Raw genomic sequence first — 19171 nt, forward strand, 5'->3', positions numbered from 1 at the left:
CCCTGGTTGGTGCGCAGGTCGATGGCCTCGTGGCGGCTGCCGTCGCTGTAAAAGTATCCCGCCGTCAGCACATGCAGCGCCAGCGGCCAGAGAAAAATCACTTCTCCGGTTTTCAGTCGCATGTATTTTTTCCTCCTCAGCACTGGATGATATTGAACTTGAAATTTCGCCACTGGCCCGTGCGCTGGTTCTTCCATGTGGCGCTGTACTGGCTCATATAGGCAGTACAGGTTTCGGTGGCGTTGCTGTCCCCAAATACGGGGTGAGTAAAGGTAAACTGCACCTTTCCAACAAATAGCCCCCGCAGATAAGCCAAATCCTCATCGGAGAGGTGGGAGTAGGAAAAGCTCCAGGTCCCCACCTTTTCCCGTATCATCAGCCTGTGCATGACACCGCTCTCATCCCGGCCGGAATCGGAAGCGTCCAGATCGGCAAAGCTGAATTCCGGTTCGTCGTCGGGAACCAGCATGGGGACCCCGTCCACCTGATAAAAGTCCACTTTTGTCCGCATGCTCAGTATCCTCCCGTCATGACGCCCTGCTGGCGCTGGTAGCGCTGCACCGCACGGCCGATGACCTCATCCCCCACCCGGATGCCGCAGACGGCCTCCAGGATCTGGCTCAGCAGCCGGCTCACCTGGGTCAGGGCGGCCAGTTCGCCCTCCTGCATGTCCTGCATGACGGCAGCCACGGCCTGCTGGATGGTGGCCAGGGGCGCTTCCACGTTGGTGCCGCTGCTCTGGTCACCCAGTACGGCCAGGAACTCCCGGTTGGGCGGGATGACGGCGCCCTGGGCCAGATACGGGATCTGCGGAGCGGGGATGGTGGAAAGCTGAAAGCCGAACGTAGATCCGCCTATACCGGGAACCCAATCCGGGACATCAAAGGATAGGCTTCCAACCGCGCTGATGACACGGTTCAGGGCATTCACAATAGCCTGGATCATGCTGTTCACAAAAGCGATGATACCGTTGATGCAGTTCTTGATTCCGTTCTGAATACGGTCCCAGACGGCCAGCGTGGTGTCCGCAATGGCGTTCCAGGCGGCGTCCCAGTCACCCTTGAACACGGCGGTGAGGAAGTCGCACAACCCGCGCAGAAGGACTACCGCAATGTCAATGACATCCGCCACCAGTCCCATGGCCGTTGACACATACCCGGCAACGGCATTGAACACATCGGCAAACGTGGGGCCGAAGGTGGCGATCAGCCAGTTGACCAACGGCGCCAGAACACTATTCCAGAAGGTCAGCAACGTATTCTGTACACTGGCGATCAGAAGCAGGAGGTCATTCCACAGCGGCTTTGCGTGCTGGGACCAGAACTTGTCCAGGAGTGCAATAATGTTGGCCAGAATTGGCTCAATCACGGTGTAATACAGATTGCTGAAAATGGACAGCAGGTTCTGAAAAGCCAGGACAATGCCATCCATTACAGGCTGGCCATAGGTAGCCCAGGCGTTGGAGATGCCTTCCATCATTCCCTGCCAGATGGTCAGAATCACTTCGAGTGCCGGCCGCACCAGATTGTTGATGGCATCAGTGAGGATACCGCACCTCCACACAAAGTCGGCAGCGAAAAGCTGAATAGCCGTGGATACAGTCCCACCCACAATGGGAGCAAATGCCTGGGAAAAAGAATTGATCACACCAGGCACAAAGGTTCCTGCCAGATACCCCAGCAAAGGCTGCAGAGCATTGGTCCAAAGCCCAGACGCTGCGGCCTGAATTTGCGGCCAGACAGCCAGCGCCGTGGCCTTGATTTGCTCCCAGGCGGCGCTCCAGGCAGCAATGGAAGGTGCCAGGGCGGTTGTGAAGGAATCCCAAAACGCCTTCACTCGGTCCATCAGCGAAGCAAATCCAGCCCCAGTCTGATCCACGAAGTCATAGTTGGGACCAGATGCTCCTCCACCTCCGCCGCCGGAGCTGTCCTCCTGCGGCGCGTCCAGTCGGTTGATCTCATCGAATCCGGCCAGGCTGCGGGTGGCCTTTTCCGTCTGCTTGGCGGCACTGCCGGCGGCGCTTCCGTAGCTGTTCATTGCCTTGGCGCTGCTCTTCATGGCCCCCAGGCTCTTGCCGGTGATCAGGCTGATGAACCGCGCCAGGTAGCTGATACCGGTAGCCAACATATTGTTGATGTAGGCAAGGGCGTTGCCCAGCGCCTGCACCAGAGGAGCAGCGGCCACGCTGGCTGCCCCCTGCAGATTGGCCAGACTCTGCCGGAAGGAATCGCTGGACTGCATGGCCTGTCCGAACCAGCCCACCATTTTGGTGAGGGCAGAAGAGATGATGTTGAACAGCAGCGCACCGGACACAATGCCGGAAAGCCGTGTGCCGAACTTCTGCATCGCGGTAGATGCTCGGGTTACCTCCTTGACGGTGTCGTTTTTCTTCCCGGCGTTTTTCGCAGCCTTCTGTGCTTCATAAGCGGCGGATGCTTTTTGAACGGCAGCCTGCTCCTGCCCCAGCTGATTTTCCAGTGCACTATGCCGCTGCTGCAGCTCAGAAACGGTCTGGACCTGCTTTTGGTATTCGGCCTGGATGGCCGCGGCCTTTTCTTCCTGCTTGGCCAACGTCTGCACCAGCCGGTCGCTCTCTGCATACAGAGAAGCATTCTGTGCCTGGGTCCGGCTGGCCGCCACGCTGGCGACATTGGCCTCGGACATAGCGGGAAACTCCTGCCGCACCTGGGCTGCATTCTTGTCTCTGGCTGCGTCCAGCTTGGCGCTTACCTGTTCTATGGCACTGGCCGTTGCCTGGGCTTCAGTCTTTGCCTTGGCCAGGTCATCCCCCAGCTTTGTGCGCTTGCCCGTGGCCTGGGAGATCTGTCTGTCCAGCGCACTGATCTGCTGGGCCGTGCTCTTGGCCTTGGCCTGCAGGGCTTTCAGATCGGCCTCTGCCCCTTTATTGTTCACCCGGGTATCAATGATGATAGAGCCATCTGCTGCCATACACTACACCCCCAATCTGCGGAAGAATTCTTCCTCTTCTTTGGTCAGGCGCGTCATAGGCCCGATCAGATCTTCGTTTTCGCGGGCAAATGCCCGTTCTGCTTTGTCCAGCGTCTGGCCCTTTGCCCGCTTGTTCCGGATGGACACCACCTGGGCAAAAAGGCCCTTGCCGATATTCTGGAAAGCGCCCACGAAGTCCCACCAATGCAGGTACGCACAGGCCCGGCAGCTATATCCCAGTACCTTGTCCACGGCAGGGGCAATGAGCTGCACATCGGTGTCCCAGTGGACAAGGGCGATGCGTTCTGGCTGATTTTCCGGAAGCGGACGGCCCAGATTGATGAACTCCATGGCTGCCCTCAAAGCCGCCTCGGCCCCCACCTCAGACAGCTTTTCGTATTCCGGGAAAAGGATCTTCAGGCAGGTGGAAAGACGCCATGCCTGTGGCAATTCTTCGTCCTGCAGGGCGTCAATTGCATCCAGTACGGCGCGGAAGTCGCTGCGGATGGCAAGGGTCTGTCCGGCCACCTCCACCGTGGTGGGAAGTCTCCAGCCCATCAGGAGGGCAGCTTCTGGCCGGGGGCCAAACCTTTGGCTGTTCCGTCATAGGGTGCAGTGTGGGTCTTGGCGCGGCCGCGCACAGCCTTGGCGCCGGCCCGCATAGACTCCTCAATCACCGGAGCCATCGCATCCAGAACATGCTCCAGTACGGTGGAACCGTCACCGCACACGCCAAAACAGGACTGTCCGCCGAAGAAGACTTCCGACACCTTGGCACCGAAAGCATAGTCGATGCAGGACTTGATCCGTTCATCCGCTTCCTGAATAACATCCAGGACCGCATCACCTTCCGCTGCGTGAGCCTTTTCGGCCAGGGAATCCACCTCCGGCTTGATTTTCTTCCACCGGGCCGCAATACCGGGGTCGGCAGGATTGAACCGGACGGTGCCGGTCAGATTCCCGTCCGGGTCCAGGATGTCATAGCTTTTGAGCCCCAGGTCAATCTTCAGTTCCATGGGTTATTCCTCCTCTTTGGAAAAAGTAGGCTTGCCTTCCGCAATGGTCACGGTACCCAGGTCGGTATCGTTGGACAGATAAACGGTCAGGGGCATATCCACATAGGAAGAACCGCCCAAGCTGGTGGGCACGATGGTGCAGCCCTTGTGCATCTCAGCGGTGAAGGGGCCGGTGGTGGCGGTACCCAGATAGCAGTGGACCACCAGAATATCGAAAGAGCTCAGCTCGCTCAGTGCCTTGCGGCGCTCGATGTCCAGGATCTTCGCGCTGAGCTTGTTGCCGCCCCGGATGGTGTTGGGGTCCAGTTCCTGGGTGGGCTTGGCCGGGGACACAGTGGTATCAGTCAGCCCCAGAACGTCAGTAGTCTGGTCCACATCGTGGTTGTATTCGATGCTGGAATCCTCCACACCACGGCCCAGAATTTCCCACTCGGGAGAGTCGCTGGTGGAGCCCACGTTGACGAAGGTCATCAGAAGTTTGCGGTCAGCCTTCTGGCCGCTGGTCAGATTGATAGAAGCTGCTGCCATTGTCATACCTCCTCAAGGTTCAGCTTGATCTGCAGCTGGTAGCGGGCGGCATTGGCGTCCGCTTGGGTGATGACACCCGCGTTGGATGCCTGAATTTTCGTAACGGTATACCCGGACACTTCCGGGTAATCATGGAGCCGTTCCTGCCCGCGGATCCATGCGGACAGGCGGGCAAAGAAATCCGCCGCGCTCAGATTGGGGGCAATCGCCGCCCCAAAGGGCAGCTGTGCCACAAATACCAGGTCATACTCGGCCATGTCATACCCCAGCACATCGGTCTTGTGGCTCTCGCCGCCGGTGCGCAGGGTGTATTCGGTGGCTTCGGCCCCCAGATAGTTGGCGTTGAAGCGGTCGTGCTTATCGATGAGCGGGCATTTGTCCCGAAGCCACTTTCGGGTGGCGTCCAGCGCGTTCATGGTGCGGTCCTCCCTCCGGCCAGGGCAGCGGCACCCCGGATGATGTCATCTCCGCGCTCGGCCTTCATGCGTTCAAACCAGAAAGCGCCCCGCTCTGGCGCACCGTTGTAGGTCAGCTTGCGGCCGGTGGGGTGCTTTTTCTTTCCTGGCGGTGACCAGAACCCCGCCAGCTCCCCTGCTTCATACCGGGGAATGTTGGGGCCGTAGACCTGGCCATAGTAGAGATACCGGGCATACGGGGTGGCATACACCACCATACCCTGCCCAATGACCGATGCGGTGATGGCACTGTGCTTGAGCACACCGGTGGCAAAGGGAACTTTTGGGTCGCACAGGCGGATGACCTCGCTGTCAATGAACTTCTGCACCTTTCCGCCGGGTTTCAGCCCCCGGGCTTCCAGAGCGTCCTGCAGGCCGTCCAGATCCAGGCGGGCGTCGTACTTGATGGGCATTTATTCCGCCTCCAGATAGATGTGAGCTCCGGGCCTGCCCCGGTTGTCGCGCACGACGGTCACGGTGGCCGTCTCACTGCCGCAGGCGATCTTGTCCCCAACAGCCACAACGGGGACCCCCGCGCTTTGGGGAATGCGGCACTTGTACACGCAGCGGGCCGCCATGCCTTCCTTGCCCGGTGTAGCGACCCGGCCGCCGTACCAGCTGCAGCCGTGGAAGGTCTGCTCCTGCTCGGTATCGCTGTCACTGTCTCCATCGTAGCCAAGATGGGTGATGGTGACAGTCCTGTTACACCCCTGCATGGGTCCCCCTCCTTCACACAAAGGCATGTCCGGCAAAAACCAGCAGGTTTACCGGCACTGTGAGGTAATCAGCCAGCAAGCGGCGCAAAGCTGCCCGGGATTCCGCCTCGGTGACGCGGGTCTCACTGTATCCGTCATTGGAAAAGCTCTGTACTCCGTCAGAAGAGAAGTTCCCCGAGGCCAGGGCGTCGATGAGGGCGCATTCGCAGTCGCACAGTGCATCGGCCATGCAGGCAGGCGCATCCCGCGCCTGCCCCATGGTCTCATGGTCGATGATGTACGCCGCCTTTTTGCCCTTACGCGCATACTCCTCTTCCGGCAGGGTACCGCCGTTTTCCTGGTACTTGCCGTAGGTACTGTACATGGGCGGCTCCCTTCTGTCAGCCGGACACGCTGCGCACCGCCACCAGATTCTGGTTGGTAACACGGTAGCCGGTGTTCATTTCCACCTGGGCCAGAGAGCCAGCAAAGCGCTCGGAGTCGATGATGCGGGCCAGGTCGAAGTTGGAAACGATGGACAGCGCCTCGTGATAGTACATGACGTACTGCACATTGGTCATGTCAACAGTCTGCTGGGTGCCGCTGTGATCGTAGTACTTGATGCTGCCGGTGGCGCCGTTGGCTTCCACAAAGGTCATGCCCAGCCACTTGCCCACGTTGCCGGTCTCGGCAATGCGGTCATTCTGCACCGGGGTGAAATCCTTGCCGGCGGCTTCCAACACTACGCCGTAGAAGTCGGGAGTGCACATGACCACATTGGCGCGGCCCTTCTTCTTGACGATTTCCTTACGGGTGGCGATGATGTCGGCCTTGACGTTTTCGGCAGTGATGGCTTCGGTAGCCGTTGCGGCAAAGCCTTCCTTGGCCAGACAGGCAATGGCGCACTGCATCCAGCCCTCACGGCATTCCGAAATGGCGGTGGAGAGAGCCTCTTCACCCGCGCTGAACTCTACGGCAGCAGCCTGCACGCCATAGATCTTGTAGGACTGCTGGAAGTTGTTGTTCAGCTGAATGGGCACCAGCGCGTCCGCGATTTTCTTATCGCTGAAGTCGCGACCGGGAGTACCGGCCTCCACCGCAGAGGTGGAAATCTTGTGCACGAAGATCTGGCCAGCGGGACCAGTCTGGTACTTGTCGGTAAAGGTCACGCCGGGAACCATAACAGGGTTGAAGTAAAGGTTCGGTTCGAGGATGGAAGCATACTTCTCATCCACATTCAGCTGGTCGTACTTGATAGCCATACGTTATTCTCCTTTCGGATGGTAGAAGGGGTTGTTCTTGTACTTGTTGTCCAGGAAGGACTGGTTGGAAGCAGCAGGCGCCTGCCCCTTGCCACCAACGGTGACGGTGGGGGCGGCCTTTTCCGGTGCGAAGGCGCCGGGGTCGGATTCCTTGTAGGATTTCAGGTAATCGTCAAAGCCCAGCAGCTTGCCTTCCTGCAAGGGCAGCTTCTTGGCCTTGAGGTCGGACAAAAACGCCTTTTTGGCGCTCTCGCTGGAGAACTTCACGCCGGACACGGCGCTCTGGGCGGCAAAATCGCTCTGCAGTTCCGCCACCTGCACCTTGGCGTTGTTTTCGGCCTGTTCGGCCTTGGTTTTCCATTCCGGGTCGTAGCCTTCCAGCTTCTTGTTGGCCTCGCCAAGCTGGGTGCGGGCGGTATCCCGCTCGGTGGTCAGGGTGGCGATGGTCTGCTTCTGGCGCTCAATGTCCGCACCATGCAGATCCATGATCTGCCCAAGCTGCTCGTCGGTGATATTGGGGATGATGCTCTTGACTTCTTCCCGTTTCATGTGTGGTCCTTTCTGCCCTATGCTTTTTGCGGGGTTGCTCCCACGGGCTGTACAGTTTTACGCCTTGTCGGGCAAATTTGGGTATAAAAATCGCCCGCCCCGGCCTCCTGCGGCCAAGGTGGGCATAAAAAAGCGCCTTTGCAGTCGAGTGCAAAAGCGCATACTGAAAATCATGCAGGGATGCAGCGATTTTCAAATTTCTTGTAGGCGTCCAGATAGAACCGGTGCTTGTCGCCATCGTAGGTGACTTCGTAGTACATGCCATCCGGCAGTACAGTGCTGGCCATAGCCTTGCTGTTCTGAAGGGTCTTGCACTGCCACACGATGAACACATCTTCCGGCCGAATGCGCTTGCCATCCGTCGGGTCCAGATGCTCATTGGTGTAGTCGGACACCATCTGCCGAACGCGGTCGGTAAAGTCTTTCTCGTTCATGGGGTTCTCCTTAATTTTTGCATGAAAAAAGCACGGTGCAGTTGCATCGTGCTTTTGGGGTTCAGTTAGTCCCACTCGGCATAGTGGGGGCAGTTTTTGCATTGCTCGTGAGCTTCCGAGCTGCTGCAGGGAGGTTTGTCCGCTGCCGGGAAGTACAGGTCGCAGCCGATGTTGGCAATCTCGTAGCAAAGCGCCTCATCGATTTTGCGGCCGTAGATCGGGCAATACCATTCCCGAAAAACTACATCTTCGGAAATCTTAGAATCCATGCCTTTTTGCCACCTCCATCAGCTTTTTCCCGCCCTCGTCCAGGCGCCCCATCGAGTAGATCATGCCGTCATTCCGCACCGCGACAAATCCATCCGCAGAATAATAGGCATGGACTTTACCGTTTTGCTGCCGCAGCGCAAAGCGGGCATCGGAAATAATTTTCTCCGCATCAGTGAACGACATCTCGCGCTCAGCAATGCGCTGGAATACATGCCCCCGTTCAAAGATAAGCGCATCCGGCGCTGCGGGCGGCAATACAAAGTTGCCTTTGCTTTTGATTATACCATCCTGCCGAAGCTGGTTCAACTCAGTGTTTACAGTGTCCAGGCGCGCCTGCCTTTTGGCAAGCGCCGTCGCCTTGCTGGTCTGGCTGCGCCCGAACCCGGACACGCTGGTGCGGGCGCTGTTGTTGCGGCCGCCGGTGGCCCGCACAAAGTCGTTCAGGTCCTTGCGGGCGGCGCGCAGCTTGGCCGCCGCGGCGGTGGCGTCCACCCCGGCGGCGTCCTCGGCCAGATACTGCCGCTTGAACCGGCGCACGCGGCGTTCCAGCGCGCGCTGCATCTGGCTGATCTCGTACCTGGTGTACTGTTCCCCACCATACTCCACATTCCTGGCGTTCAGCTCCTCCAGGCGGGCCGCGGTATAATTGGGAACCGAGATCCCAGGGAAGAACGGGTAAAAGTTGTGCCGGCAGTTCCACCCGCACAGCCCCGGCCCCGTTCCATAGCCGGTAGCTGTCTCGAAGTCCTCATACCATACGCCCTGGTACAGGATCGCTCCGCCGATGTGGTAGACCTTGCCTTGCCAGAGGGCGTGTTCCGGGCGGGCCCCCTCATGGGCCGTGACCTCCACGAACTCGCAGCCCATCTCCTCGGCGCGGGCCAGCTGCAGCTTGGCGGCTGTCTGGTTCACGCCGGTGAGCACCGCCCGACGCACAGCCACTTCCAGGGTGTCGGTGTGGCCGCTGGGATATGTGACGCTGGGCATATGGTTTGCCAGGTCATCCACGGCGCTCTTGATGGCCGTATTGTAGTCGAAGGCCCCGCTGGATACCTGCAGCCACGCCCGGTCCAGTCTTCTTTCAAAGGCGCCGGTCACGGTGGCGGCCGTGGTGGCCGTCAGGTTCTGCCAGGTGCCAAGAGTCTGCTGATACCCGGCATTGAGCAGGTTGTTCAGTGGCTCGCTGTCCTGCACCGGGGAAGGCGTAAGCCCTGCCGCCTGGTAGATTTCATCATCTGCGGCGAGTGTTGCCAGTCCGGCATTTAGGAGTAGTTGTCGGATATTGTCACGGCTTCGGTCGCTGTATTTGGCCAGGGTGGCGGTGACATCCTGTCGCACCGCCTGCACCTGTTCCAGGCGCCACGCCTGCCATGCGGCTGTGGGTGTCAGCGGGTCCAGCTCATCCATGGCCTTGATCCGTCGGGCCACATCCTGCAGAATGTCATCTTCTACATTCTGCCACAGTTCCACCAGAGCATCAGGCAGGTTTTCCAGATAGTCAGGTGTCAGCATCAGCGGCTACCGAAGGTCAGCACATCGGGGCTGGTTGCAGGCATCATCTGCCGTGCCTTCTCCTCATCCACGCCGAAGTACCACGCAAGCAGCTGCTCCGGTCGCAGGTAGTTGGCCTGTGCCAAGGACAGCCGCCGCTGGAACTCCACACCGGTATCCTCGAAGATGCTGTCCCCGAAGCTGACCGCTGGTTCAAAGTTCCCCGCCGGGGCCAGACCGTACAGACTGGCATAGATGTCGAACCAGTACAGAACATCCAGCAAGCCGGTGGTCAGCCCCCGGTCCTGGATGGCCTTGATGGTGTTGTAGGTGGTGCGGTCCTCGCTGATCACCTGGGTGGCGGTCACGCGGCCAGTCTTGGGGTCGATGGCAAATGTTCCCGCACTGAATCCCACCTGCATTTCCAGAAGGCGCAGCAGCGTTTCAATGCCATTGCGATACTGCTCAAACCGCAGGTCCGGGGTGTAATCGTCCCAAGGATGCGTGTCCGGCATGTCCATCGTCATAAACAAGTCGCTGGCCAGTTCCTTGAACGGGATGGCCGGTTTCCCGTTGACCGGGTCTTTCATGGCCGCCACCCTGTCGATGATCATACGACGTCGGCCGGTTTCCCGCTCCCATACAAAGTCACCATAGGCAGCATCCAGCTGCCGGATGGTGTCTGTGGCGTTGGCGTACAGACTCACCGGGTAGGCACTGCCGTCCACCGTGTTCAGCATGGGCATCCGCAGCAGGCCGAAGTGAGGGCGATCCACGTTATGGATGGTCAGATCTGCTTCCAAGCCTGCCCAACGCCCCACCTTATCCAGGGAGATCTCCTCCCCCAGAAGCCCCACGGACTGACGGCGGAAGGCCCGGTTGGTGATGTGCAGACCTTCGGCGGTCATATCGAAGTGTTCCACCCGCACCACCCCGGTGCCGTCACCGAGATGGTCGAAGTCAGTGAAGTATCCGGCATCCAGACGCCGGTTGGGCCCCCACCGTTCGGGAAAGATGCGGGACCGGGGAATCACCTCTGCGTACAGGCTGCCGCCCACCGCATAGGGCTTTACGGCGGCCATACCGCCCACCCCCGCCAGCTGTACCGCCTCATACAGACAGGGCAGCAGGTTCTGCTGTGCCTGTGCCTGGATCCAGTCGGCCCTGGCCCCGGCTCCGGCGCTCAGCGTCAATTCACTGGTGGCCAGGGTAGCCATATAGGCGGTGACGGTCTGAGCCAGCTTCAGACTGTGGGGCGGCTGGTCGGTGAGATAGAACAGCTTGTCCCATTCCTGCGCGGCCTGCTCCATGAGCGAGGTCATATCACAGCCCAGAGCGCGGGCGTCCCGCAGATTCAGCAGTTTCATGGCCATTCCTCTCAATGTCTTAAAGATGTTCATTACGCACCTCGGCGTTTCCAGATCAGCTCGGTGGCATAGCGCACCGCGTCGATATGGTGGTTGTTCAGATCCGGGTATCCGGGCAGCACCTCGCCGGTGCGGGGGTCCCGCTCATACTCATACTCCGAAAATTCCCGGGCGGTGTCGGGGCATCTGTCCTGGTCAATGACGATGCCCGCCAGACCCTGCAGCCACTTCATGCTGGCCGTCACGCTGCCAGGGCCCTTCTGGGCGGCACGGCAGGAAAGGCCGAACGCCCGGTAGTCGCCTACGCTTTTGGGTTCGGCAGAATCGGCGGTGATGAAGTCGGCCCCGGTCAGCCCCCGCTGTAAAAGCAGGTCGGCGGTGTCCCGGTTGGAGGTGCGCAGCCGGGTCAGCTCATCCAGAATGTACAGAACGCCCCGGGCGGCATCGTAGTGCACCGCGTTGTAGGCCCAGGGGTCCGGGTACCAGCCCCAGTCCACACCATACAGCGGGCGGTCAAAGCTGCGGAGCTGTTCCTCCGGGATGGATTCCAGCCGCAGGTTCTCGAATACGGCGGTACCGCTGCCCACAACTTCCCCGCCGTACTCGTGGCGGTAGGCGGTGGGGTTCGTTTCCTTCAGGTGCTCGGCATCCGCCAAAAAGCGCGGCCCCAGCCAGTCGGCCGGGGTCGTTTGGTAGGTGGAGTGATGCACCAGCTTGCCCGGGCGGTTGTCCAGGGCGTAGCGGTTGACCCAGCTGCGGGCCGAAGCGGGCGGGTTGAAGCTCTTGAAGGTCAGGGAGTATTCGCCTCCGCGCAGACAGCTCTGCTCCACGTTGCGCACCTGTTCGGCGCCATCGAACTGATCCAGCTCCTCGAACCAGAGCAACCCCACATACCCGCGGGGCACTTTCAAGGATTTGAGCTTGCCGGGGTCATCCAGGCCGAAGAAGAGGATCTTCTGCCCGGTAGGCCGATAGACACATTCCATAGGGCTGACGGTGCACCGGAAGTGCCCGCCCAGGCCCAGGGCGTTGATGGCCCAGCAGATCTGGGCGTAGACGCTGGTGCGCAGGGTCTTGTCCACCCGGCGCAGCACCACCGCGTTGCAGTCTGGACGGCGCAGCAGCTGCAGCACCAGTTCCACGCTGATGTAGCTGGACTTGGCAGAGCCGCGGCCGCCCTTGGCCAGCAGTTCGTCCACCTTCCCAGCCTTGATCTGCCGGTGGACATCAAAGAAGGCGGGCGAGATCAGCTCCGACAATTTACAGGTCGTCAACGATCCGCACCTCCCCGTCGGTATCTGCGGGGGCCTTTTCATTCCACCCAAAGTTGCACTTCAGACTGAACTGGGCGCCGGTCGTCCCGTTGCGGTCGAACAGCCGTTCTTCGGCGTAGGCTTCGCACCGGGCCTTCGCGCGCGTTATCGTGTCCACAAATTTGGTCTTTGCCTGGTAATTGAGTAACGCCTGACGCCCCGTAAAACCCAGCGCCAGGGCCAGGCCTGTGACGGTGGGCGGGTGTGCCCCCACAATAACCGGCTCACCGTACTTGTCGGTGACGGCCTTTCCCTCATCATCCAGAAGGGGCGTTCCCTCGCAGGCGGTAAAGTAGGCGTCGATCTTCGCCTGCATCTCTTCCACCGTCTTGTACTTCGGCGGCCGTCCCGCTCTGCTCTTGCCCGACGCCATTGTTCACCACCTTTTACGAGTATAAGTCTATTGGCGGAGCAGACAGGATTTGAACCTGCACAGCCTTTCAGCTCTGACGGGATAGCAACCCGCTCCCTTACCGTTTGGGTACTGCTCCAAATTTGTGAAGGTGTAAACCTCCGAATGGGCCAGGCCTTTCTTTCCGTGCAAAATCAGGGCATAAAAAATCCCCCGACCAAAATGGTTGGGGGTACCGGCATTCCAACCGGTGGTGGGTACCTTATGTCGCAGCGATGCGGAGCGGCTTGGCCGCATTCCCGCACAGGTCCCGTGCTGCAGGAGTGTTTTCATGGCACACATGCAAATATTGTAGCCCTCTCCATGCACCTTTCGACGCTATCATAATACACCATGCAAAGGTGAACTGAGGGGAACAATTTCCAGATGGGCAAGAGCTTTCTTGTGCTGACTTTTTACCCACCGATCTGAGATGTACATCCGGTTGGCTGTCTTCCATACCGGGAGACCATCTATGTAGAGATACTGGAGAACTTCCCTCTGCATGGGATCCTTCAGGCGGTTGATAGCAGCCTCGATTTCCTGGCGGATTCTCTGTGACTTTTCCAGCTGATCCACCAGCTCGGCCTGGTACGCTTCCAGGATCTCGGTGCCTTTTTCCTGTTTGCTTCCGTTCCAGCTGCCACCACCTGCGACGGGTTGCAGGGCCTGCGTGGTTGACTCTGTTCGGCTGCGCACAGCACGGATCCTGTCCCGCAGACGGTCTTCGACGCGCAGGGCTTGGCGATACCGGCGAAGCCAGCGTCGCTTTTCAGTGTCTGTCATCGCATCGCCCATTTACAAAACTGCCTCCACTTTATCCTGAACCAGAAGGAAAACGGTTTGCACTCAACAGGCTTTTTGTTGCACAGCTCATCCAGCTTACACACCATACAAGGGCAGTCACCGCAACGCCTGTCGGACTGGCTCTTTCTTTTCTTATCAGGCAATATGCACCCCTCCCACTTCAGTTTTTCAGTACATCAGACGTTTTCCCCTGGATCACTGCCACAATACGGCTTACACGGCGAAGAACCGCGCATCCATGCTCCCTGCAGCCGCGCTCGAATCGGCACCCCAGGCAGGCCCCGGGAAGACCTTCAGCCTTTACCAGATGCAGCTGCCGGGTATAGCTGGGAACACATTCCTGAGTCCGTGTCCCGAGGCGGAACCTGGAGTTTTTACATACCATTTTCACATTATTCATCCTCCTCGTCCAGATAGATCTGACCTTCCAGTTCCTGATAGGCGTTGTACAGGTTATTGATGGCACCGTACATGGCGTCCAGAAAGCCATCCGTGGAATTGGGCGAATCCGTCATGGCGGTATGAACCGCATCCACACAATCAATGGCGCATTTCAGATGATACATCGGTTCGTCCATGTCAAAAGCAGTGACAGCTTCATTCAGTTTATGGCTCGTGTTTTTCTGCATGATTTTTCCCTCATAAAGCGAATTGTTTTGATAGCGGTTCGTCGAAAGGCTGTTATAAGGGAACACAATCTACCGACAATAATGCCTGCTTATGTCGCAGTACATGTGGAACACCCGGCAAACAAAAAGCACTCTTTTTTCATTGGTTTGCACCTCCATCCATCTTTGCACCGCAGTAAGGGCAGTAGTTGTACACAGGTTCATCCATTACCTCATCAACGCGCGTGTGATGGCCGCAGTTGGTGCATCTGTATTTGTTTTCTGTGCACCAGCTCCACCGGCCGTGATCTACCGGCAGTTGCACCTCGATGGTGGGGGCGTTTTCCACCGTGTAGGCGGTAACACCGTGGAAAAGTACATGCCCTCTCATGTACAGCGATTCCTGCTTATCAAGAAGGGCATCTGCGTCAATTAACCTCATGCGTGCCTCCTTCCCGACAGACCGCACTTGCGCACGTCCCGGCGGATTTTATCACCCCGCGCGGCAAAGGCCTCGTCTGCGGCACGTTCCCTGCGTTTTTTCTCGTTCACAGCGTCGCAGGTGGCCCGAAAGTCCTTGTATTTTACGCAGTTCGAATGGCAGCCGACGCAGCGGTCGGGGCAGTCTTTACATGGGGCGATCACTTTTGCACCTCCTCGATCTCAATTTCCGTCCTCGGCCGCGACGGTTCGCAATAGGCTTCCAGGCGCAGCGTAATGTGGTTGAAACTGTCGTCCACGATGATGCCCGCCTTTGTCAGTCCGTCCAACAGGAATTTGCCGCTGTAGTTGTCAGGGTCGCGGCGGCGACGGTCCGGGAAGTAGTAACGGATGGTTACCGTTGCCAGGTCAATCGGTATTTGGGGCCGGTGGTTCAGACAATTCAGCCGTACTTGCTCGGTAAACCGTTCCTTTGCCTGCCGGTAGTTGTACGGCCCGCGCCCTGCCACTCGGTTGAGCGACGGCGGAAGGAAGGGCAGGACAATAACAATTTTATCCATGGTATTCCTCAAACCTTCTGCACGACTTGAAAATCACTCGATTATTACACCAGCGCTGCAAACGCTTGATTTCTCTCGGCGCGTTCGGCTTGTCGTAAACCATGACATATGCGTCATAATCAAGATCCCGCAGGGTGTAAATGCGGTACAAGTTTTCTTCCATGGTGCTGTTATAGTTTGTCAGCACATAAACCGTGCCGTAATGACCGTGCGGCTTGTGCTTTGCGTGTCTGGCATATTCCCGGAACTTTTCGGCAAGATTTTCTTTTGGATTGTCCCATGCGAAATGAATTTCTTTTATCCGCATGGCGTTTACATCCTGAATGTCGTTTTCATCCAAAAGGCGAATATCAAGTCCTTGCGTAAAGTCGATCAATGCGCCGGTGTCTTTGTACTGGTTCATAAGATCCCGCTTTTCCGGACACGCGGTAATGTTGGGGTCAAGCACTTTTATTTCTTTCTGACCGCACCAGAAGTCCTTTACATTTGCCACCTTGCGGGAGCATCGGCCTTCCTTTGCTGCTACATGGCAAAAAGCGCAACCTCTCGGGCATCCTCTGCTTGTCATGCTTACCGCGAATGGATATTGCGGGTACAAGCTATAGTCCGGGAACATCCTTTCGATCTCCGGCGGTAGCTCCATGTCATGGTCTTTCAAGAAAACTTCTTTCCCATCTTTCATTGATATGGCATATCCTGTCCCGCCCTTGATTACCTTGTCCGCGTTGATCGGCTCCGGCATATCCGGGCTGTATGAATCGGAAAAGATTTTGCTCATGTACACAATGTCATAATGAATAAAATCGCTCCACCACCATTCAACGGTATCTCCGCGCTGTTTGTGGTATGCAGATATGCGCATCAAGGCAAGGTTTGGAAAATGGTGCCCGTCAACGTCGATCAAGCCGACTTTCATGTATAATTCAACCCTTCCATTTGCCGTAGGAAAGGGAGAGGATGTGCTCCATCACTTCTTCCCCTTCTTTCGCTTTCCGGCCTTGCTTCGGTCCTTCACAGCCTTGGCGTAGGCCGAAATCATGGTTTTGCACCGGCGGTAGGCGCCTCCGTCGTGTCTGTGCTTACTGGTTTTCATAGTCTCCCCCTCACACTGACACATGGTCGATCCACTGGGCCATTGTGTTGATTTTTTTACCTGCGCACCACTCCGGCGCATTGGCTCTTGCCAAAGCCGTGGCAAACTGTGGCGGTACTGCGTTGCCGCACCTCGCCACCTGTTCTTTTTTGGGATATGCCCGACCATAACAGTCGGTCTCTATCTCGTAGTCCGGCGGAAACCCCTGTGCATTGTACAGTTCCCGCGGCTCCAGCATCCGCAGCCCGATGTCAACGATCTGGTATTGTGTACCGCGTATCGTCACCAGGCCAAACCTGTCTCTGGTGGTGATGGTATCCAACGGCTTGTCCACGCTGTGCGCCGTTCCGTCTCCGTAGTATTTGATCAGGAACGCCCGAACATCCGCAAAGTGGCCGGCACCGGCCGTCACGGTATGCAGCGGCTTTCGCACGTCCTGGCCGATGCAGTTGTTGTTCAGCTGCACCACCATGGCAGCCGTCAGGCCGTACCGGTTGGAAGCATCCACTGTTTGCAACGGTGTATCCATTCCCTGCCCTCGGTGTTCCCTTTCGCTTTGCTCGGTATGATACTGAATCAGGGTTGGCGCTACCAATCCGAATCCGTGTCGGGCGGTCACGGTGGGAAGAGGATCGCCTGCGCTCTGCCCACGAAAGCCCGTCCCTCCGTGATTCACCTGGACGATGAACGGCTCCGGATTGTCCAAAACAAACTTCTGGATTCCCTTGGCGATTCTTTTCAGCGTGTTTTCGGCAAGCGGCTTTTTCCTCTCAAAGATAGACGGACAAGGCTTCGACCAGTCGATGATCTCCGCCGCCGTCCGCCACGGATTCAGGCGGCCGGACTTGACGCCTTCGCTGTCCGGTGCACCATGGGTCGGCTCCGGCCATACAATCGGTTTTCCGTCTCTCCTTGCCAGAAGGAAGAACCTGCGCCGCGTGGTGGGGGCGCCATAGTCACACGCCGTCAATTCCCGCCACTCCACCACATACCCCATAGCACGCAGCTCCCCCACAAAACGCCGGAACGTTTTCCCTGTCCGGCGTTTGTCCGGAACCAGTTTCTGCTCCTCTATCGGAACATGTTCCCCGGGAGCCGCCACACTTCCGTCTTGCTTCAGGACTCGCCCGGTATCCTTGTCACGAGCTGCCACAAGCGGCCCCCAGGTAGTGAACTCGATTACATTCTCCATGCTGATGATCCGGGGGTGAACCGTGCCAGCCCATTTGAGCACTACCCAGGCAAGGCCTCGGATTTTTTTACTGACTGGCTTTCCGCCCTTTGCCCTGCTGAAATGCTTGCAGTCCGGGGAAAAATGCGCCCATCCCACGCGGCGCCCGGAACAGGCTTCCAGTGAATTCACTTCCCAGATGTTCGAATTGTAATGCCTTGTATACGGATGGTTTTTCCTGTGCATGGCAATGGCAGCAGCATCATGATTGATTCCGATATCCACAGGACGCCCGGTGGCCAGCTCAAACCCGGTACTCCAACCACCCCCGCCGCAGAATCCATCCACCGTAATTTCTTCTGTAAAAGACAGTTGCGCTCTTGCAAAATCGGTCTGTTTCATTCCGCCACCTCCTCCATACTGATCTGCCCCAGTACCTGGCCGGGGGCGTTGCGCCATTCTACCCCGATATAGTCCAGCACCCGCCCCCAGCCGTACCAACTGCCGTCCGCATCCTGGCAGACGTGGTTCATCCAGAAATCCCACTCCCGGGGGTTCTGGTCCCGCAGCCGGTCAAAACGGTTGGGGCGCTTTTCCATGTGGATGCCGAAGCCGCACATAGTGCAGCCGGTACGCTGAGCCAGGGTGGTGCGCAGCATCCCGCCGGGGCCGCGCTGGATTTCGCCGTATTCCTCGGGCACCGGCACCTTCAGGTCCAGGGCCAACTGCAGCAGATCCTGCCGGTCAAAGATGGCGAAGGGGGCGCTGCGGATGGTGCTTTTGCCCCAGTAATTGCAGCCGTGCATCATCAGGCTTTTTTGCCTGCGGCCGCCCTCACTGGCCATCAGGCCCAGGTAGGGCACGCTGTTGTGGGCCTTGGCCCAATCATCGCAGGGCTTTTCCTTGAGGTAGTAGCAGCACCGGTCGGACACCTTGAATGGTGCCGCCTCATAACCAAGGGCCGCCCCTTCCCCGTCGGCGCCGCCGAACTTGGACAGCCACCGGCGGGAAAGTTGCATCCGGCTTTCTGTCTGCCAACCGCCGTACTCCCCTGTCTCGCCCGTGATGATGGCATGGCGCACCGTGGCGTTGTCGGCGGTTGGGTTCTGGAGCAGCGCAATCTTGCCCGCGATCTCCTTGGAGAGCACCGGCCAGCCGAACTCCCGGATGACCTGCACCTTCGGTTTGAGGGGCGGCAAAAAGTACATAGCCGGTTTGGGTGGAATCCCTTCCAGCTGTTTCCGCTCGGCGTCCCGCTGGGCGGTGTCCGGGATGGCGTCAATCTCCGCCTGAGTCAGAGCGCCGTGGTCGTGCTCCCACTCGGCGTATTCCTCCTCCATTTCCTCCCGGATTCGGTGGTGGACCTTTTGCACTCCCTTCTGCTCCAGGGTTGAACAGCTGATGCAGGGCACCAACACGCCGATCTCCTGCAGGAAGTAATGGAGGGTGATGGAATCCAGACCGCCCACCGACACATGCAGGTGCCGACCTTCCTCGGTGTTACGCTGCCAGAAGGCCCGGGCCACTTCCTCGGCGTGGCGGACCTTGCGCTCATAGGGCCAGGCCATCATCTGCTTCATCAGCGCCACATTATCCAGGGCGTTGGTCTCGGCCATGATCTGCCGGACGGTTTTCATGCCTGCTTCTCCTCCGTTTCTCCCATCAGATCAAACAGTGTCGGGGCCTCTTGCTCAGCTTCGGCGGCTTCACAGTAGCCCACACCGTCCCGGAAATAGTCCAGGTTCAGCTCCACGCCCTTGCCCTTGCGGCC

25 protein-coding genes and 1 tRNA gene are annotated in these 19171 nt (G+C 58.5%); all 26 read right to left on the reverse strand.

Annotation, left to right across the window (positions count from 1 at the left end; genetic code table 11):
- Positions 1–136: 136 nt before the first annotated feature.
- The 26 genes from Q0K17_RS06160 to Q0K17_RS06285 all read right to left on the reverse strand — a co-directional run bounded on the left by Q0K17_RS06160 (position 137) and on the right by Q0K17_RS06285 (position 19037).
- Positions 137–511 (reverse strand): hypothetical protein, encoded by a 375-nt coding sequence (locus tag Q0K17_RS06160; protein ID WP_294541000.1) that lies wholly within the window; start codon positions 509–511, stop codon positions 137–139.
- 2 nt (positions 512–513) lie between these two features.
- Entirely contained in the window at positions 514–2949 is a 2436-nt protein-coding gene (locus tag Q0K17_RS06165; RefSeq protein WP_294541002.1) for a hypothetical protein, read from the reverse strand.
- Between the two features lie 3 nt (positions 2950–2952).
- On the reverse strand, positions 2953–3507 hold the full coding sequence (locus Q0K17_RS06170; protein ID WP_294541003.1) for a Gp15 family bacteriophage protein: 555 nt from the start codon (positions 3505–3507) through the stop codon (positions 2953–2955).
- Positions 3507–3965, reverse strand: coding sequence for a hypothetical protein (locus Q0K17_RS06175; RefSeq protein WP_294541005.1), 459 nt, complete (start codon positions 3963–3965; stop codon positions 3507–3509). Before Q0K17_RS06175 ends, Q0K17_RS06170 begins: the two co-directional genes overlap by 1 nt.
- 3 nt (positions 3966–3968) lie before the next feature.
- A complete protein-coding gene (locus Q0K17_RS06180) occupies positions 3969–4493 on the reverse strand; it encodes a hypothetical protein (protein ID WP_294541007.1) in 525 nt (174 codons plus the stop codon).
- 2 nt (positions 4494–4495) lie between these two features.
- Positions 4496–4909 carry a hypothetical protein gene (locus tag Q0K17_RS06185; protein WP_294541009.1) on the reverse strand — a complete coding sequence of 138 codons (414 nt, stop codon included), beginning with the start codon at positions 4907–4909 and terminating at the stop codon, positions 4496–4498.
- Positions 4906–5361, reverse strand: coding sequence for a minor capsid protein (locus Q0K17_RS06190; protein ID WP_294541011.1), 456 nt, complete (start codon positions 5359–5361; stop codon positions 4906–4908). The genes Q0K17_RS06185 and Q0K17_RS06190 overlap by 4 nt, the downstream gene beginning before the upstream one ends.
- A complete protein-coding gene (locus Q0K17_RS06195; RefSeq protein ID WP_294541013.1) occupies positions 5362–5664 on the reverse strand; it encodes a DUF6751 family protein in 303 nt (100 codons plus the stop codon).
- A 13-nt stretch (positions 5665–5677) separates the two neighbouring features.
- Positions 5678–6028: a hypothetical protein gene (locus Q0K17_RS06200; RefSeq protein WP_294541015.1), complete on the reverse strand. Its 351-nt coding sequence runs from the start codon at positions 6026–6028 to the stop codon at positions 5678–5680.
- Between the two features lie 16 nt (positions 6029–6044).
- On the reverse strand, positions 6045–6905 hold the full coding sequence (locus tag Q0K17_RS06205) for a hypothetical protein (protein WP_294541017.1): 861 nt from the start codon (positions 6903–6905) through the stop codon (positions 6045–6047).
- 3 nt (positions 6906–6908) lie between these two features.
- Positions 6909–7454 carry a phage scaffolding protein gene (locus tag Q0K17_RS06210; protein ID WP_294541019.1) on the reverse strand — a complete coding sequence of 182 codons (546 nt, stop codon included), beginning with the start codon at positions 7452–7454 and terminating at the stop codon, positions 6909–6911.
- Positions 7455–7624: 170 nt separating this feature from the next.
- Positions 7625–7888, reverse strand: a complete 264-nt coding sequence (locus Q0K17_RS06215; RefSeq protein WP_294541021.1) for a DUF6275 family protein — start codon at positions 7886–7888, stop codon at positions 7625–7627.
- Positions 7889–7953: 65 nt separating this feature from the next.
- Positions 7954–8157 carry a hypothetical protein gene (locus Q0K17_RS06220; protein ID WP_294541023.1) on the reverse strand — a complete coding sequence of 68 codons (204 nt, stop codon included), beginning with the start codon at positions 8155–8157 and terminating at the stop codon, positions 7954–7956.
- Positions 8147–9670 carry a phage minor capsid protein gene (locus Q0K17_RS06225; protein WP_294541025.1) on the reverse strand — a complete coding sequence of 508 codons (1524 nt, stop codon included), beginning with the start codon at positions 9668–9670 and terminating at the stop codon, positions 8147–8149. Before Q0K17_RS06225 ends, Q0K17_RS06220 begins: the two co-directional genes overlap by 11 nt.
- Positions 9670–11016 (reverse strand): hypothetical protein, encoded by a 1347-nt coding sequence (locus Q0K17_RS06230; protein ID WP_294541027.1) that lies wholly within the window; start codon positions 11014–11016, stop codon positions 9670–9672. Before Q0K17_RS06230 ends, Q0K17_RS06225 begins: the two co-directional genes overlap by 1 nt.
- A gap of 32 nt (positions 11017–11048) precedes the next feature.
- Positions 11049–12290, reverse strand: a complete 1242-nt coding sequence (locus Q0K17_RS06235; RefSeq protein ID WP_294541029.1) for a PBSX family phage terminase large subunit — start codon at positions 12288–12290, stop codon at positions 11049–11051.
- Positions 12277–12702 carry a terminase small subunit gene (locus Q0K17_RS06240; protein WP_294541031.1) on the reverse strand — a complete coding sequence of 142 codons (426 nt, stop codon included), beginning with the start codon at positions 12700–12702 and terminating at the stop codon, positions 12277–12279. Before Q0K17_RS06240 ends, Q0K17_RS06235 begins: the two co-directional genes overlap by 14 nt.
- A gap of 31 nt (positions 12703–12733) precedes the next feature.
- Positions 12734–12820 (reverse strand) — tRNA-Ser (locus Q0K17_RS06245).
- A 242-nt stretch (positions 12821–13062) separates the two neighbouring features.
- Positions 13063–13518 (reverse strand): DUF1492 domain-containing protein, encoded by a 456-nt coding sequence (locus Q0K17_RS06250; protein WP_294541033.1) that lies wholly within the window; start codon positions 13516–13518, stop codon positions 13063–13065.
- Positions 13519–13919: 401 nt separating this feature from the next.
- Positions 13920–14156 (reverse strand): hypothetical protein, encoded by a 237-nt coding sequence (locus Q0K17_RS06255; protein ID WP_294541034.1) that lies wholly within the window; start codon positions 14154–14156, stop codon positions 13920–13922.
- Positions 14157–14295: 139 nt separating this feature from the next.
- Positions 14296–14577, reverse strand: a complete 282-nt coding sequence (locus Q0K17_RS06260; protein WP_294541036.1) for a hypothetical protein — start codon at positions 14575–14577, stop codon at positions 14296–14298.
- A 199-nt stretch (positions 14578–14776) separates the two neighbouring features.
- Positions 14777–15136 (reverse strand): hypothetical protein, encoded by a 360-nt coding sequence (locus tag Q0K17_RS06265; RefSeq protein WP_294541038.1) that lies wholly within the window; start codon positions 15134–15136, stop codon positions 14777–14779.
- Positions 15129–16040 carry a radical SAM protein gene (locus Q0K17_RS06270; protein ID WP_366776771.1) on the reverse strand — a complete coding sequence of 304 codons (912 nt, stop codon included), beginning with the start codon at positions 16038–16040 and terminating at the stop codon, positions 15129–15131. Before Q0K17_RS06270 ends, Q0K17_RS06265 begins: the two co-directional genes overlap by 8 nt.
- 63 nt (positions 16041–16103) lie before the next feature.
- Positions 16104–16229, reverse strand: coding sequence for a hypothetical protein (locus Q0K17_RS06275; protein WP_294541042.1), 126 nt, complete (start codon positions 16227–16229; stop codon positions 16104–16106).
- Positions 16230–16239: 10 nt separating this feature from the next.
- Positions 16240–17802 carry a DNA cytosine methyltransferase gene (locus Q0K17_RS06280; protein WP_294541044.1) on the reverse strand — a complete coding sequence of 521 codons (1563 nt, stop codon included), beginning with the start codon at positions 17800–17802 and terminating at the stop codon, positions 16240–16242.
- Positions 17799–19037 (reverse strand): hypothetical protein, encoded by a 1239-nt coding sequence (locus tag Q0K17_RS06285; protein ID WP_294541046.1) that lies wholly within the window; start codon positions 19035–19037, stop codon positions 17799–17801. Before Q0K17_RS06285 ends, Q0K17_RS06280 begins: the two co-directional genes overlap by 4 nt.
- Between the last annotated feature and the right edge of the window lie 134 nt (positions 19038–19171).

This window comes from uncultured Gemmiger sp. (assembly GCA_944388105.1).
Taxonomy (GTDB): domain Bacteria; phylum Bacillota; class Clostridia; order Oscillospirales; family Ruminococcaceae; genus Gemmiger.